The sequence below is a fragment of the Deltaproteobacteria bacterium genome, assembly GCA_016874735.1.
GTDB lineage: Bacteria > Bdellovibrionota_B > Oligoflexia > Oligoflexales > CAIYRB01 > CAIYRB01.
Genome location: VGTI01000071.1, coordinates 1 through 14,843, shown reverse-complemented (window position 1 = coordinate 14,843; position 14,843 = coordinate 1). Strand labels below are relative to the sequence as shown.

At 54.9% G+C, this 14,843-nt stretch carries 9 protein-coding genes and 1 tRNA gene; 7 read left to right on the top strand and 3 right to left on the bottom strand.

Annotation, left to right across the window (positions count from 1 at the left end):
• From FJ146_17425 to FJ146_17415, 3 genes are all read left to right on the top strand, one after another.
• A partial coding sequence (locus FJ146_17425) for a toprim domain-containing protein (protein ID MBM4253751.1) occupies nt 1-1,344 on the top strand: 1,344 nt, incomplete at its 5' end.
• A gap of 439 nt (nt 1,345-1,783) precedes the next feature.
• Nucleotides 1,784-3,919: an RNA polymerase sigma factor RpoD gene (gene rpoD, locus FJ146_17420; GenBank protein MBM4253750.1), complete on the top strand. Its 2,136-nt coding sequence runs from the start codon at nt 1,784-1,786 to the stop codon at nt 3,917-3,919.
• 88 nt (nt 3,920-4,007) lie between these two features.
• A tRNA-Met gene (locus tag FJ146_17415) sits at nt 4,008-4,083 on the top strand.
• 36 nt (nt 4,084-4,119) lie between these two features.
• Here FJ146_17415 and FJ146_17410 read toward each other — a convergent pair.
• The 3 genes from FJ146_17410 to FJ146_17400 all read right to left on the bottom strand — a co-directional run bounded on the left by FJ146_17410 (nt 4,120) and on the right by FJ146_17400 (nt 6,098).
• Nucleotides 4,120-4,611: a hypothetical protein gene (locus FJ146_17410; protein MBM4253749.1), complete on the bottom strand. Its 492-nt coding sequence runs from the start codon at nt 4,609-4,611 to the stop codon at nt 4,120-4,122.
• Between the two features lie 75 nt (nt 4,612-4,686).
• The gene (locus FJ146_17405) at nt 4,687-5,466 is read right to left on the bottom strand and encodes a hypothetical protein (GenBank protein MBM4253748.1); all 780 of its coding nucleotides are present in this window, start codon (nt 5,464-5,466) and stop codon (nt 4,687-4,689) included.
• Complete coding sequence (locus FJ146_17400; protein ID MBM4253747.1) at nt 5,439-6,098, bottom strand: site-specific DNA-methyltransferase; 660 nt, start codon at nt 6,096-6,098, stop codon at nt 5,439-5,441. The genes FJ146_17405 and FJ146_17400 overlap by 28 nt, the downstream gene beginning before the upstream one ends.
• Before the next feature lie 95 nt (nt 6,099-6,193).
• On the opposite strand from FJ146_17400, the gene FJ146_17395 reads away from it, so the two are divergent.
• The 4 genes from FJ146_17395 to FJ146_17380 all read left to right on the top strand — a co-directional run bounded on the left by FJ146_17395 (nt 6,194) and on the right by FJ146_17380 (nt 14,518).
• Nucleotides 6,194-7,507, top strand: a complete 1,314-nt coding sequence (locus tag FJ146_17395) for a hypothetical protein (GenBank protein MBM4253746.1) — start codon at nt 6,194-6,196, stop codon at nt 7,505-7,507.
• Nucleotides 7,508-7,724: 217 nt separating this feature from the next.
• Nucleotides 7,725-8,087, top strand: a complete 363-nt coding sequence (locus FJ146_17390) for a hypothetical protein (GenBank protein MBM4253745.1) — start codon at nt 7,725-7,727, stop codon at nt 8,085-8,087.
• Nucleotides 8,084-8,521: a type II toxin-antitoxin system VapC family toxin gene (locus FJ146_17385; protein MBM4253744.1), complete on the top strand. Its 438-nt coding sequence runs from the start codon at nt 8,084-8,086 to the stop codon at nt 8,519-8,521. Before FJ146_17390 ends, FJ146_17385 begins: the two co-directional genes overlap by 4 nt.
• 696 nt (nt 8,522-9,217) lie before the next feature.
• Entirely contained in the window at nt 9,218-14,518 is a 5,301-nt protein-coding gene (locus FJ146_17380; GenBank protein MBM4253743.1) for a hypothetical protein, read from the top strand.
• Nucleotides 14,519-14,843 lie beyond the last annotated feature (325 nt).

Here is a 14,843-nt window from a genome sequence, read left to right as displayed (position 1 = left end):
CGGCATTTGCGCCAGAAAGGCTTCCGCGAGGAAGACATGATCTCCTGCTCGCTAGCGACCGCTTCGGCGCGTGATGGGCGTGCACTCGATTTCCTGCGTGGCCGCGTCACCATCCCCATTCGTGATCAGCATGGCCGCGTCATTGGTTTTGGCGGCCGCACGATGGACGGGGCTCAGCCCAAGTACCTAAACAGCCGCGAAACGGCGCTGTTCGACAAGAGCCACACACTTTTCGGCTTCGACGCCGCCCGCACTGCTATGCGTAGTCGCGGCCGTGCCATCGTCGTCGAGGGCTACATGGACACGCTCCAACTGTGGCAATCGGGATTTCCCGAGGCGGTGGCTTGTCTAGGCACGGCGTTTACGAGCGCCCAGTTGAAGTTGATGAAGGCTGCAACGGCGGCAGTAGTACTTCTGTTCGACGGTGATTCCGCCGGCCAAAAAGCGACGCTCTCTGCCGTGCGTGTTGCTCTCAGTGTGCCGGAAATTCAAGTCAAAGCGGCAGTGCTGCCGCCGGGCGAGGATCCTGATAGTTTTGTCAGAACGCATGGGGCCGAAGCGCTGCAAAAACTCCTCGATAGCAGTGTCGAGCTCCTTGATTTTGCGGTGCGCGAGAGGTTAAGAGCCGTGCCACCACTGCAGGTGCCGGAGGTCGTCGCCAAAGAATTTGTGCCGTGGTTAACGCAAATACCAGAGCGCATCCAGCGATCCTTTTTGCTGACACGCATAGCGCACCTGACTGGCATTGATGCCCACGTGATCGCCGGTCAGATTCCGAATGAACCGGGTGGAAGTCGCGAGATTCGTCCTTTGGCCGGAGATACCGCCACGGGTCCCGGGGCGAGCGCCACCAAAGCTCCGCGCGAAGTCCCGCTCCCACCACTGGACCGCGCAAGCATTGATCTCTTTGGCCACGTCTTCCACGCGCAACCTAGCGAGTGCGACCTCCAGACAATTAAGCAAGAGGTTACGGCCAAGCTCGATCTGGGAGTCGAGCATGCTGCCCTACTCGACGAAATGATGGGATTTCTCGCCCAGGGACTCACCCCGTCAGCCCAACCGCCCCACGCCTGGCAAAGCGTCTACCACCCTGAATTGCAGGCGCTCGTCGATCAGTTGCGGCGCAGTGCTAAGGCCTTTGTGTGTGATAACAGACGCGACCGCTTCAAGCAGCTTTTCGTCGTGATGGAGCAAAAAAAGCAGCGGGAATTGGTAGCCCAATTGAAGGCAGAAATGAGCCGCGCCTCGCGCGATCCCGCACGCCGCCACGAGGTCACTGAGATTCTCATGACAATTCAGGAACTTACGAAATCAAGTCGGACCACCCAGGTAGGCCGCGGTTAGACGACCAAACTGGCGCTGGACAGCGGGCTTAACTATGGTTTAACGTTGCCGGATTCATAGTTATTAAATATAAGATATGAACCTTGGCGAGGCTGGCCCTATGGGGGGCTTGAGTAATCCCCAGCGGCCCACTAACACCTGTGTGCTCTCTCTCTCCGCGAAGCCACTTAACCGTGAAGCCACTTAACATGGGGATGATCAACCGGGCATGGCCACAAGCAAATCAAAAACTAAAAGCAGAGATAAATTGACAAAAGCTGCAAACCCATCCAAAACAGACCGCCCCACTCGCGACGCCAAAGCGTCGGGTGCGTCTAAGGGGGCAGCGTCTCGTCCCAAATCCCAAGCTTCTAGCAAGGCCGGTACCGGTGGTCCCAAAAAGACCCAACCGACTAAAGCTGGAGGTGCAACCCAAAAGCTCAAGTCGGTCATATCAGCTATGAAAAAAGCGGCTAGCAAAGCCTCCAGCCCGGTCGTTACTAAGCGTAAAATCATCACGGATGCGCAGCCTGCCAAGAAGGCGTTACCGCCCAAGGTTGCAGCAACGAAGAAGACCGACAAAAATCTGGGAGCTGCTGCTGCTAAGAGCACGGCTAAAGCGGTCGCTCCTACAAAGACCAAAAAGGTCGAGGCTGCCGAGGTCAGCAAAAAGCCGGTGGCTGGAGCTGCGGCAGGCAAACGCCCTGCTCCCGCAGTAACGACCAAGAAGGCGGCAGCGAAGCCGGCCAAGGCGGCGGGCAAGTCCAAGGCTGCCGCTACCGACGAGCTCGAAGGCGCCAAGGCCGCAGGTCCCGGTGATTTAGAAAAAGTGATCGGCCAACTCATCAAGAAGGGCGAGGCTAGCAAAAACGAGCTCGCATTTGCCGAGATTGAAGCCGCGCTACAGAAAGCCAAGATCAAGCCACGTCCCGACATCGTGGACGAGGTCGTATCGGCACTTACCGACGCTGGTATCGATCTCCCTGACGGCGGCGGTAGCAAGGGCAAAGGCGCCTCGTCGCAGGGTAGTGACGAGGACGGGGACGATGACATTCTGCTCCCCGAAGTCGAGAGCGATAGCGACAGCGACAGTGACGAGGATGGTGAGACGGAAAAGGCGGAGACCGTTGACGTCGCCGGTGATTCGTCTTTAGGCAAATCTAATGACCCCGTCAGGATCTACCTCCGTAAGATGGGCAGCGTGGCGCTGCTATCGCGCGAGGGCGAGGTCGAGATCGCTAAGAAGATTGAGTCCGAAGAGAACCGGATGCTAGAGCGCCTGCTCCATGTGCAGCTCGGTATCGATACGGTTGTGGGTGCTGCGCGTGCGTTCGTCGCTGACGAAATCCGCATGAAAGGTTTCATCAAAGGCTTTGATGACGACGAGGCGTCTAAGGACGAGCAGCTTCATTCTGACAAGATGAAGAAGGCGACCAAGAAAGTCCTGAAGCTGGTGGATGACTTCGAGCTACTGCGTAAGAAAAAGCCGACCAGCAAGAAGCAGTCGGATCAGATTGAAGAGTCACGTCAGGTGATGTTCGAGGCGTTCCGCGACCTCAACATTAACCGCAAGCTGATGACCGGCGCCATTAACAGGTTAGCTGAGTTTGCCAACGCGATTCGCGAGGCTGAGCAAGACTTGGCTTACTACGCCCGTCGCCTCAATACGACGCGCGAGACCCTGCTGGGTCATGTCACGTCAACACCAGACAAGCCCTACGGGCATGCCTCCGATCGTGAATGGCAGCGCGTTGTACGCAACTGCCTTGCAGCCAATGACACCATTCACCGCACCTCGACCGAGAGCGGCATGGAATCGGCAGACATCTCGTCCGTCTACAGTGAGCTTGCTGATATTCAGCGCCGTGCTGAGAACGCCAAGCGTGAGCTGGTTGAGGCCAACTTGCGTCTCGTGGTGTCTATCGCCAAGAAGTACACCAACCGTGGTCTGCAGTTCCTCGACCTGATCCAGGAAGGCAACATCGGTCTGATGAAGGCGGTGGAGAAGTTTGAGTACCGTCGCGGTTACAAGTTCTCGACCTACGCAACGTGGTGGATTCGTCAGGCGATTACGCGGGCGATAGCCGACCAGGCGCGGACGATTCGTATCCCTGTGCACATGATTGAGACCATCAACAAACTCATCCGTACCTCACGCTATTTGGTCCAAGAGATGGGCCGCGAGCCGACGCCGGAGGAGATTGCTGCACGCATGGAAATGTCGGTAGATAAAGTACGCAAGGTGCTTAAGATCGCCGTTGAGCCCATCTCGCTGGAGACGCCGATTGGTGAGGAGGAGGACAACCACATTGGTGACTTCCTCGAGGATAAATCGCAGCACTCGCCGAGCGAGTCGGTGATCAATCATAATCTGTCGGAGCAGACGACCAAGGCGCTAGCAACTCTTACTCCGCGCGAGGAGAAGGTACTACGCATGCGCTTTGGCATCGGCGAGAAGAGCGACCACACCCTTGAGGAGGTCGGCCAGAACTTCGACGTGACGCGTGAGCGTATCCGTCAGATCGAAGCCAAGGCGTTGCGTAAGCTGCGGCATCCATCGCGCAGCAAAAAGTTGCGTGCCTTTATCGAGAGCTGAGAGAATTTAAGGGCGATCGTGCATCTTTGCTTGCATTTTCGCCCTAGCTTCTCCATTCTCTATCTTCCTGGCGCCACATGGTGCACACGGGCCTATAGCTCAATGGTTAGAGCAGTCGGCTCATAACCGATTGGTTGGGGGTTCAAGTCCCTCTGGGCCCACCACTTCCCCCCAAGCCTGATGTTACTTTAAGCGCAATCTCAGTCTTCGTGATCTTCGCCGTGCTCGGTTTCCGTAGACACGCCACCTGGGATAATTTCTGGATGTCTGATCTTGCCACCTTCGTGCGCCGCAGCTCCCATGATGGCTGCGCTGGCAACGGAGAGGACGAATACTGCCGGCACGCTCAGCCGCAGCGACTCGGCCTGGCGTCCACTAAAGACAAAAGCACCAAGGGCAAATACGCCCGTTACCACAGCGAGGACGGTAGCTTTCTCAGCCGCCTCTTCGTGCTCATGGATCAGCGCCTTCTGCACGCCGGGGAGGTGCTCGATCACCTCTTCGGCTGGCTCCCCGGTAAAAAACGGAGCCACCGCACTAAAACCAACAACCGCCGTTGCCGCCAGAGCAAATCTCTTGATGTCCCGACTCTGAACCAGCATGGCCACACCGAGTGCCAACACCATTCCAACAAAACCGACGACGGGCAAGTGGTTCACTAACATGTGGATCTGTGCACCATTGAACAACATGCAGTCCCCCTTAACGACGTGACTAATCGATGCATCCCTGTGCAGTCATTATACTGCACAAATTGGTCCAAGCTCTCAGGGAAACCACTTGGCCCTTTCGGCCATCATGGTGTCGCAATCGTAACCTGCGGGTAGCCGTCGCAGCGTGATTGGGCTCTGCGTTAAGTCTGGATTTTGCACCGGATTAAAGCGACCGTGGCTGAGGAAGAAGGGCCGCGACCCCAGCACCAACTGCTCGGATTGATCGTGCACGACCCCTTGGATTAAATCGGGCGTGATAACGCGCAACTCGTAAGCAAATCGCTCACGCCGCGCCAAATAAAGCTGACCACGGATGGGACCACTACGCAGAAATACGGTGACACCGGGATGGCCATCACCGTCATCATCAGCGATTCTCGGGTCATCAGCATCCTTGGGCATGTCTTCGGCCACCGAGTCCTCGAATTTGACCCCAATGCCTGTAGGAGTTTCTGGCCGCCACAGATCCCAGCCCTGTCCCGCATCGCCAATCATCACAGGCGCGACTCTTGGGACAATGGCACGGGTGAAGCTGTCGGGCACCTCACTCCTCACCGGTAAATTCGACGTATGCTCGGCGTGACAGAAGGTGTCCGTTTCAATCAGCTCATCACCGTCAAGAGCAAATGCAGTGATTCCGTACGTAATCACCTGCGACCTCATCGTACCAAAAAGCTGTGGGTCATCGTAAGACACCACGTCATAGTGGGCATACTGCCCGACGAGGTCAGTGATATCGACCGGGACTGCCCAGGCCTGCGCGGAGAGGGAGACAGACACGAGAGCTGCGCCTAGCTTCATCACGGTTAAACCTGCCTTAATGCGGTTTTGCATCTTTTGGGGCTCAGGTCCACGCCAACAGCGGCGAGACCGAGCTGATTAGCGGCGGCAAGGACCGCACCCTCGCCACAGAATGGATCCACTACTACACGCGTTGGTGTCTCGTCTCGCAAATAGCGACAAGCCACCATGCAGGCCCTTGCACCCATAGCGCGGCTCCAGCTCATGGCTCCCCCATCAGCTAACACGTCGGCCCCAGGGCGCTCGGGCGTGATCACATCCCCGCGCGCAAAACAAAGCATATGGGCATAACTAGGACGCCCTGCCGCAATGGTACCCGGCGGACGCCGACACACGATCTTATGCCAGACAAGTTTAGCCTCGACCTGCTCCGCCGCACGCTGCAGCAAATAGGACTTATCGATCCAAACATGATGGTGACGGATATCACTCTGAAAAAATATGCTCTGACAACCAATAGGCACCCACCTCATCACCTGCGCCGCAGTGGCCATGAACCACTCGCGCCAATCATCCAGGCGATGCGGGGGTACTTCCGAAACATCTGGCAGCGACGTAACTACACTAGTGCCATCGGCAGCAATCCGAGTACGCAGCCACTCACGAGCATCAGCCTGGTAAACCCATCGTGGTGCCGGCCAAATTGTCGCATTTTCTCGGAGCATTGATGAATCCTAGGGAATTTCCTGCCATACATGTTTACTTGCAGCTTTGTCTTTGATGAACTACGCCGACTCGTATACGGTCACAAGTCGTAAATATGCACAGTCTGCGTGCCTTGAGGAATTCTAAGTTGATGCGCCAAGTAAAGCTCCGCAATATCGTAGGTTTGACAACGCACCTTGTGTTGATGATCGCGTCCACGCTACTGATCAACAGCTTTGCCGTTGAGCGTGCCTGGGCACGGACGGCACCTGCTGGATTTGTCGGCACTAACGGTACGCACTTTGAGCTCGATGGGCGGCCCTTTTATTTTCAAGGCACCAATGCGATTCGGTTTGGCACCACCGTCGGCGAGTCCGAGGACAAAGTCTACGCGGCCATGCGCGAATACGCGTCGCTAGGACTTAGAGTTGTACGCATGTGGGGCTTTGCCTGCAGTGGTTACCTCGGTAGTTCAGCGCCGATACTCGAGTGGGCGAGCGAGGGCCAGCTCGGCTACAACGAAACCGGCTGGCAACGACTCGACATGGCGCTCGACGCCGCCCGCGCCGCTGGGCTGAAAGTGATCCTGCCTCTCGTCAACTTCGAGCCGTCCTACTGTGGTATGGAGTGGTGGACGCAGCAGGTTATTCAATCGAGTGATAAACATCTTTTCTACAGCGACAGTCGTGTCAAGGTGGCTTTTAAGAGGCACGTCGAGACTCTGCTCAACCGCGTTAATTCCCGCTATCGCAGTAGCATCGGCAAGTCGGTCAGATACAAAGATGATCCGACCATCATGGCGATCGAGATTGCTAATGAACCCCACACTGAGGACTACTACGAGTACCATCGCGGTCTCCCACCGGGTGAACTCGTCTATAACTTTCTCAATGAGTTGTCGTGGCATATACGCAAGAATGACCCTAATCACCTGATTTCTACTGGCGAGGAGGGCTACAAAACTAGCATCGACGGCGCTTCCGACACGTACGACCATGTTTGGATCAACAATGGTTCTAAAGGAGTCAATTTTGAAAAAAACGTCACGCTGAGCCAAATCGATTTTGCGACGGTACACATCTACCCCGACAATTGGAACATCCCTTCATCGCAAATGTACTGGGTAGAGGAGCGACTCATGAAGCGTCGCGCTGCGATTGCGCACGCTGCGGGCAAACCGATCGTTCTCGAAGAGTCCGGCTTCAACTCAGATCCATCGTGGCAAGGCTACCGTCTCGGCTACGGCAGCTCACCCGCTTGGTATCTATCGCAGATGTACGAACTCGCTAACCGCTACGACTACGCTGGGACTATGATCTGGCAACTCCTGCCGCGCGGTTTTAGTGTTGGTGGATACGACTACGACACGGCTCATCCTGTCGCTGATGTTGTGAGGCGGCAGGCTTGGTATCTGAACAGTAAATATTGAAAGTGCTCAAGTTAGTGGCAGCCTTTCCATCGGTTGGGAACGAATTATCACTTACGGCGACGGAGTGAACACGACTCGCCAGGCGAATTGCAGCGCAGGTAAACAGATTATTGGCGGAGGCTGCTACTGCCAAAATCCCTCGTCTTCGATACTGCAGAATTACCCGAATTCTTCAGCGAGCTGGTATTGTTCCTGCAACTCTGCTCAGGAAATTAGCTTGGAGCTAATGCCCGACCGCATCTGTCCATTTATAGTCTTTACATGGTCATGTAATAGTCATATGGTGTATCTTGTGTCATTGACAAATTGGAGCCACCTGATGAAAAAGGCTAACATTTCGAGCATTAAAGCCGAACTTAGTAAGTATTTACGATACGTAAAGCAGGGAGAAGAAGTGCTAATTCTCGACCGCGAGAGAGTGGTAGCCAAGATGGTTCCCGTAACTGCCACTGACGAAATACGTATCATCCAGCCTGAGCACGATCTGAAGAGTACGATCGCCGCATGGAAGGGGCAGGTCTTTGATGAGGAGGCAGATATTGTCGATCTTCTCACGGCAGATAGAGAGGATCGTTTATGAGTAAAAAAGCGTCCGCTGTTTACTATTTTGATTCATCGGTCCTGCTTCGGTACTCCATCCGTCAGGTTCATGCGATTACCAACATCGAAAAGTATGCCAACGGTGCCTCCTCCAGCGTAATTGCAAGAGTAGAATGTATGCGCGTCTTGGACCGATGGCGACTAACTAGAGAAATCAGCGATGCTAAATTAGCTGAGGCTCGATCGAGATGCCTAAAACTGCTCGGTTCGCTCCGATTAGTGGAATTGGATGCGGCGACACTCGAGTTGGCGAGCCAAACGTTTCCAATTGCGTTGAAGACCCTTGATGCCTTGCACCTTGCAACGGCACTGCGCCTGAAGCAGCAATTTAGCACCGAGATATCAATGATCACTCACGACGAAAAGTTAGCATTAGCGTCAGAAGCGCTTGGGCTAGAGGTTGTCGGGACGTAGTATTTGTAATGGCAACTTCGGGCCACTAACTAATGTGCCTCGCTCTTTGCGGCAAATTTAGTCGCGTTCACTGCCCAGATGGAGAGACAGGCCCTACCTATCCCATGACCTTCGAGGTCCTAACAGACGGGTGATGGCGTTTCGGTAAATGACCATCCGCAAGCAATACGTGGCACAAAGAACGACTAAACAAGCAGAGAAAAAGCCCTACAGTGATGCTCGTGATAACTCGTGGCATTGGCTGCTATCAAAAAATGGAGCGGCAAGGATCAGTATTGTTTTTTTACTTGCTTTCCTACAGACGGGATTGGTGCGACTGCTCCAGTAACTTGCCTCGACCTGTTAACATCGAGGACTTCCCGCGTGATCCTCGGGGCCTCCTACTTAGGTTCACCCGGGATATTACGGCGCCTGGCGCCACCCTACAGACCTTGTCCCTCGGCAGCTGCCGGTGCGTACGCAATCGATGGACCGCCTCCCACACCAAGCTTTTGTACCAGACACTAGCTACCGCCAGGTAAAAACAGCCCGGTTTCACGGACTAATTACCGAAAGTTACCCTTTCACCTAAAGTTTTCTGGCACATAGCCGATGCCGAAGGCATAGGGAGTGGACTCCCACCCCCCATGTATAGCTAGGGATTTTAGCCCCTTAGCCGAGGCGCCTATGGTGCGAGCGGTAACCGTCCGAAAATGCATGACCTTTGCGCTAACTCCAGCGATGGCGATCGCTTTATCTTTTTCGGTGGGTTCACTTACCGCAAGTGCACAAGATCGCACGTACCCGCTGAGCTACTCCGGACGACTTACACTCCCAGGCGGCGAGCCCATGCAAGGGCCAGTCGATATCGAGCTTAAGTTTTGGGACGCACCAACAGACGGCGCAGCCTTATCGCGATCGTTTAAAACTAGCGGCGCCACGCTAAACCAAGGCGTGTTTCAGCTACGTATCCCCATGACTGACGCCGAGGTGAGCGAAGTCTTCGGTGACGGCACTAAGACTGTTTATGTCGAAATTATAGCTAGGGATGTAAAGTATCCACGCCAAGAATTTACCTACGTGCCTTTGGCTCTCACAGCTCTGCGTGTGCCCATCGATAACAAAACTCTCAAGTACGGCACTGACGGCAAACTAAAAGTCGAAGTACCGACGCGCCCATCATCTGACTCTGTGCTCATCATCGACGGTCAGGGTAACTTTAACTGGGCGCCATTTACTGCTGCGCAAAATGGATCGGGTAGCACTTTAATTAAAATTACCGCCGGATCGGGACTAAGCGGCGGCACCATCACCAATGCGGGGACTATTAGCCTCGCTCCCACGGGCGTCACTGCCGGTACTTATGCGAGAGCTCAGCTCGTCATCGATAACACCGGCCGAGTGACGAGTGCCGCGAGTGGGACTGCGATCGATCTTGGAAGCGATGTATCAGGCACATTACCAGTAACCAAAGGAGGTACAGGCGCGACATCGCTCGCAGCTAATAGTCTTTTAGTCGGTAACGACAGCGCTGCGATTCAAACAATTGCTCCCAGTGCGGCAGGAAACATACTGACATCCAACGGCACTGCATGGGTGAGCTCTGCTGCTCCGGTGGCAAGTGTATCGACTAATGGATACCTCAGCGCGTCAGACTGGGCAGCTTTTAGCCAGAAGCAAGCTGCTGGTGCCTATCTCACAGGCTTCGGCGGTGATGTGACGTCTTCAGCCTACAGCTCTGGCACTGCTACAACCACATTGGCCAGTGTGGCCATACCCGGCACTGCCACCAAGATTTCCTATGACGCCAAAGGTCGAGTTTTAAGTGGCACTTCATTAACTGACACCGATATCCCGGCTTTAAATGCAGCCATCATCACATCGGGCACTCTCGCGGTGGCACGCGGTGGTACAGGATCGGATCTCAGTACTACTGGTGGCACTGGGCAGTATTTAAAGCAGTCGGCGCAAGGTGGAGCGGTAACGGTTGGGACGATCCCCGCAAGTGATATCACCCAGTCACTAGGCTACACGCCGCTAAATAAAGCTGGCGACACTCTAGGTGGCGCACTAAACGGCGGCAGTTTTGAACTCAGTAATGTCGGTCATATTCAGATGGCCGCAACGAAGACTTTGAGTCTGGGCACCCACGCAACGGATCCAACAGGACTCACCGCTGGCGATATCGGTAAAACCTGGTTTAACTCCACATCTGCTCAGATCAAATACTGGAACGGCTCTGCAGCTGTCGCTCTAGGTGTCGCAGGATCGGGACTGAGCTCCCTCAACGGGCAGACGGGTAATACGCAAAGTTTTCCAACGCCAGGCACCACGGGGACGAGTCCCAATTGGGTGTTTAGCGCCGATACGCATACGCTGAATATACCCCTGGCATCGAGCGCGAGTGTCACGGCAGGGCTCCTGTCCAACTCCGATTACACAGCGTTTTCGAATAAAGTGAGCGGTGTCACTCAGGGCAGTGGAATCGCAGTATCATCAGCAAGTGGCACCGCCACGGTTAGCCTAGCCACCACGGGTAATGCGGGTAACTACACCAAAGTAACTACCGACACTTTTGGTCGCGTGACCTCTGGTAACACGCTCACAGATGCTGATTTACCGCCACATAGTGCTGGGCTCATTAACGGGGGCACTCTTAATGTTGTTAATGGTGGTACCGGTGCTTCGACTCTAGCTACGAACAGTGTCATCCTCGGTAACGGTACCGCCCCCTTACAGACTGTAGCACCCGGCACCAGTGGCAACGTCCTTACCTCCAGCGGCACTACGTGGCAAAGCACAGCATTGCCGCCGAGTGTTACGAGTGTATCAGGTACCGCGCCCATCACAGTCACCGGAACCACAGCTCCTGTCGTATCGATGCCCCAGGCCAATGGCAGCACCAATGGTTACCTTAGCTCCACAGACTGGAACACTTTCAGCACCAAACAAGCCTCGGGCAACTACATTGCCCAGCTCGATGGCGACGTAACGCTATCTGGTTACGCAAGTGGCACTGCTACTGCACACTTAGCCAATATATCTCTGGCTGGCACCTCCACTAAAGTCACCTACGATGTCAAAGGCCGCATCACCTCTGGTACTACATTAACCGCCTCTGACATCCCTACACTCACAACCAATCAAATTACAACCTCTCTAGGCTATACCCCACTCAGTCGGAGTGGCGACTCAATGAACGGCGCCTTAAATATGCTTGGCTCGGACATAACAAATGCCGGCAATCTACAGATGGCCGCGTCCAGCGAAGTCCGATTTAGCGAAGCCACAGCTAACGGCTCCAACTACGTCGGGTTCAAAGCCCCCAGCGCCATCGCAGCAGATAAAATATGGATTCTCCCCGACACCGACGGCAGTGCTGGTCAGGTGCTTAAAACCGATGGTGCCGGTAACCTGGGCTGGGTGTCTGCAGCCGTGCTCGCAAACGATATCGCAGCCGTCGAAAATCTAGCGACCACCGGTGGTGTAGAACGTACAGCGACTGACACCTGGTCGACCTACACGCTGACGGCTGCTGGCAAAGCGCTACTCGACGATGCTGATGCGTCGGCGCAACGCACCACTTTAGGCCTAGGATCACTGGCCACGGCAAGTGCCGTAGCGGGTGGCAGCGGAGGTACGATCACTGATGCTTCAATCACTGATGACGATATTGCGAGTGCAGCCAATATCAGCGACGCAAAACTAGCTACGATCTCCACTGCCGGTAAAGTATCGGGCTCCGCCATCACCTCAGGCACGATCGGTGGATCCACGGCTGTAAACACCACGGGTAATCTGATCACAAGCGGCAATATCGGCATCGGCACTACTAACCCCGCAGGTAAACTGGATGTGGCAGGCACCATCTGTCTTAGTGGTGCTAACTGCATTAGCTCGTGGCCTACGGGCAGCGTCACGTCGGTGAGTGCCGGCACAGGTTTAAGCGGTGGCCCCATCACTGGCTCTGGCACCCTTTCACTTGCTAATACGGCTGTGACACCTGGGACATACAATAGAGCCAACATCACAGTCGACGCTCAAGGACGCCTCACCGCGGCGGCTAGCGGTAGTAACGTCTCGCTTTCAACTGAAGTGGCCGGGACACTACCAATCGCTAATGGTGGTACAGGCGCCAATTCGGCTGCAAATGCCTTCAATGCCCTGTCTCCCCTGACAACTATTGGCGATATCCTTTACGGCGGCACCTCAGGTGCTGGGACCCGCCTCGCCGGCAATACGACTACTACCAAACAATTTCTCAGTAGCACCGGCGCCAACGGTGCAGCGACTGCCCCGGCGTGGTCCGCGCTCTCAGCAGTGGACATCCCAGCACACAGCGCGGCACTGATCACGTCAGGCACACTCAGCGTCGCCAATGGTGGTACCGGCGCATCGACTTTGGCGGCAAATAACGTCCTTCTCGGTAATGGCACCGATGCTCCGCTCACTGTGGCGCCAGGTGCCAACGGCAACGTCCTCACATCAAATGGCACAACCTGGGTGAGCTCGACGCCATCGGGCGGTGGGGCGTGGGTATCTTCGGGGTCAAATGTTTATCGCAGTAGCGGTAATGTGGGGATTGGGACTACTACCCCTATTGCCAAACTACAATCTGTAAGCACAGCGAATACAGCTAATGCAGCGGCCTTCTTGTATGGCGACAATTTTGGTACGGCGTTGGGAGTAAATTCCACATCTTCGAGCTACTACGCCCTAAACGTATTGAGTGGTATGAATAATGCTGGTAGTGGCGGAAGCTCGCTGCTTTATGTTCGTGCTGATGGCAACGTCGGGATTGGTACTACAGCGCCTGGGTTTCCTCTGCAAGTCAACGGGGCCACAATTGGTGAGGCAAGAATTCAGGGATCCAGCCATTCAAAGGTGTCCTTTCGAAATACCGCTGCCGGTACTGACCAAAAAGCTTGGCAGATCTACGCAGGTCAGCCAGCTAACCAGTTTGTAATTAGCGCGCTAAATGATGCAGAAAACGGCGATAATATAGCACTTGCCATCAATCGTGGCAGCGGTACTGCGATCACGAGTGTTACCTTTCCCACCGGTAACGTCGGGATAGGGACGACGACGCCAAACAAATCGCTACAATTATCGTCACCAAATACGAACGATACTAGCATCGATTTAACGAACACTTCTGCCAGTGGTCGTGATTGGCAGATCGGGAGTATGGGGTCTACGTCTGGGATAGTCGGTAGTCTAGATTTCTATGATGCGACAGCTCAAGCTCATCGAATGGTGATTAACAGCACTGGCAACGTCGGGATTGGGACGACGGCGCCGACCGAGACTCTGACTGTCGCGGGCAATATCGCCCTTGGTCCTGCAACGAATCAGTATCGCTATGTGTCGGTCGGCGGCGGCAACTCCTTTGGTTACATCTATGGGAGTTTTGCTGGTCTCGGGGATGGCATGCACCTTGGCTACAACGGCTACTACAACGCTGCCGGCAGTTTTGTGTCACGCAATGCCTATGCGAGTTCGCGCCTAAGCCTCATGTACAACCGTATCGAGCTGGCAACCACCAATGACTATAGCGGGACTGTGGCACCACAAACCAGAATGACCATTAGCGACAGTGGCAACGTCGGGATCGGCACCACGGCCCCGTCCGCAAAGCTCCACATCAGTGGCACCGCCGGCAGCGACGGGATCGAGTTTCCAGATGGCACAACGCAAACCAGCGCTGCGCTCGGCCAGGGACAAAACTGGCAGGACGTCACCGGATCGCGGGCTATCAATACGAGCTATCAAAACACCACGGGCCGTCCGATCATGGTTCTGATCTCAACCAACAATAATGCGGGCACCTACTCGTACTATAACCTTAAGGTCTCAATTGATAATTCGACGTGGGTCACCATAGCGGAGATCGATACCTATAGCGGCAATAACTCGCACCCGGTATCCGTCATCATCCCAAGCGGCAATTACTACAAATTTGTTCAGACAAGCGGCTCCAGCACTTCGTACATCAGCCGATGGGCGGAGCTCCGCTAACCGGATACCCGAAAGCCTTGGCTCCAAGAACGATTAGCCGTACCTTTAGCAGCAGAACGGCGAATTGAACACTTCCAAGCAACTACCTATGAGACTCGGTCCAGCGGCAGCTCCCCACCTGCCGGTGTCAGAAAATCTGACACATGACCCACCGATGCCAAGCCCATCGCAGGAAGAAATAGTAGGCTGGGCATTACATGTTCTTATCCACATTTAAGACGGCTGTCCAAGGTAAGCGGCAGTATGTCAAAAAGAGCAGCGTGATTGCCACGCTACTCTTTCATGATCGGATCAAAGATTGTGGACTTTAGCCGTCACGTCGGGA